2 protein-coding genes are annotated in these 1,958 nt (G+C 70.0%); both read left to right on the top strand.

The features are described from left to right. Window positions 1-456 (top strand): DMT family transporter (locus tag B8460_RS15645; RefSeq protein WP_048862544.1); only part of this gene is annotated, 456 nt, incomplete at its 5' end. A 265-nt stretch (window positions 457-721) separates the two neighbouring features. Further along, window positions 722-1,801 carry a sensor histidine kinase gene (locus B8460_RS15650; protein ID WP_048862545.1) on the top strand — a complete coding sequence of 360 codons (1,080 nt, stop codon included), beginning with the start codon at window positions 722-724 and terminating at the stop codon, window positions 1,799-1,801. Window positions 1,802-1,958 lie beyond the last annotated feature (157 nt).

The raw sequence follows: 1,958 nt of genomic DNA on the forward strand, positions 1-1,958 counted from the left end.
CCGGGCGCGGGCGCCGACGCGCTCGCCGGCAGCCTGCCCGCCGTGCCGGCGCTGGTGTGCCTCGGCGGGATGGTGGCGCTGACGCTCGGGACGCTGTGGCAGAAGCGCATGGCGGCGGGGACCGACCTGCGCACCCATGCGACGGTGCAGTTCGCCGCCGCCCTGGTCGTCACCGCGCCGGTCGCGTGGCTGACCGAGCCCGGGCATGTCGATTTCGGCTGGCAGGTGGTGGCGGGCCTCGCCTGGGCGGTGCTCGGCCTGTCGGTCGGCGCGATCTCGCTGCTGCTGGCGCTGATCCGGCGCAGCGCCGTCGCGGGCGTGACGTCGCTGCTGTACCTGGTCCCGCCGGTCGCCGAGGTGATGGCCTTCGCCCTGTTCGGCGAGCGACTGGCGCCGGTGCAGCTGGCCGGCATGGCGCTGGCCGGGGCGGGCGTCGCGCTGGCAAGCCGGGGCTGAGACGGCTGGACTGCGGAAGAGGGCCGACCGGCGCGGCGCATGGTGGCGGCGCGCAAGTGCCTGCAATGGTTGCGCCGGGCGACCAGACGCGCAGCGGCGGCCCTGCGCTTCGCGCCCATCACGGCTTTATTTGCCCGCGCGACGGGATGCCGTGTTAAGTTCAAGCAGGGCTGAAATAAAACTGCCGAGACCGGGTCGGCCCCATGCTTCGCGGCGCATAACCGCCGGAGCATCCGCCGAAATCAATCGCATCAGGAGGCCAGTCATGGCCCGGCAACAACCGCTCGCTCTGGACCTAAATCTTGCCCTGGCGGTGATCGTTTCATCGAGTTCGCCGGTTCTTCTGCTCGATGACACGCTGACCATCATCGCGGCGAGTTCCTCATTCAGCCACGCATTCCAGATCGACCCGGCAAATGTCACGGGCGGCAGCCTGCTCACCCTCGGGCATGGGGAGTGGAACGTCCGCCAGCTCGTGTCGCTGCTGAAGGCGACCGCGGACGGTTATGCGGATATCCGCGCCTATGAAATGGACCTCATCCGCGAGGGGCAGCCGCCGCGGCGTCTGGTCATCAACGCGCAGAAGCTGGAGTACGGCGCCGGCAGCGCGGTCCGCCTGCTGCTGACGGTGTCGGACATCACCGAGGCCAGGATCGCCGAGGCGCTCAAGGCCACGATGCTGCGCGAGATGGAGGACATCCAGCGCGACAAGGCGACGCTGCTGCGCGAACTCCAGCACCGCGTCGCCAACAGCCTGCAGATCATCGCCAGCGTGCTGCTGCAAAGCGCCCGGCGGGTGCAGTCCGACGAGACCCGCAGCCATCTGCACGATGCGCATCAGCGGGTGATGTCGGTGGCCGCCGTGCAGCGACAGCTGGCCGCGTCCAGCACCGACGACGTCGTGCTGCGGCCGTATCTCGTCGACCTCTGCGCGAGTCTCGGCGCGTCGATGATCCGCGACCACACGCAGATATCGCTCGACGTCAGCGCGGACGGCACCGTCATCAGTGCCGACGTGTCGATCAGCCTCGGGCTGATCGTCACGGAGCTGGTGATCAACGCCCTCAAGCACGCCTTCCCCGATGACCGTCCGGGCCGGATCATGGTTGATTACCACGCCCATGGGCCCGACTGGACGCTGTCGGTGGCTGATGATGGGATCGGCATGACCCCGTCCACTGGCGCCGGCCAAAAGATCGGTCTGGGGACCAGCATCGTGGCCGCCCTCGCCCGGCAGCTGCACGCCACGGTCAACACGCGGGACACCAACCCCGGCACCGATGTTTCCATTGTCCACACGGATGCCGACGACGCGACGCCCTCGCCCGAGGGCATCGCCGCCTGAAGCAAGCCCGGCGCCGGCGCCGCGCCGCGATCCGGCTTATGTCCTGACCGGCAGGCCGCGCAGCTGCCGCGCCAGATCCTCGGCCATCGCCAGCCATGCCGCGCCCGCGCCCGGCGACGGCGCGGGTGGTGCGAAGGGCTCGGACAGCGCCCGCCGC

The organism is Acidisphaera rubrifaciens HS-AP3 (genome assembly GCF_000964365.1).
In the GTDB taxonomy this organism is placed as follows: Bacteria; Pseudomonadota; Alphaproteobacteria; order Acetobacterales; family Acetobacteraceae; genus Acidisphaera; species Acidisphaera rubrifaciens.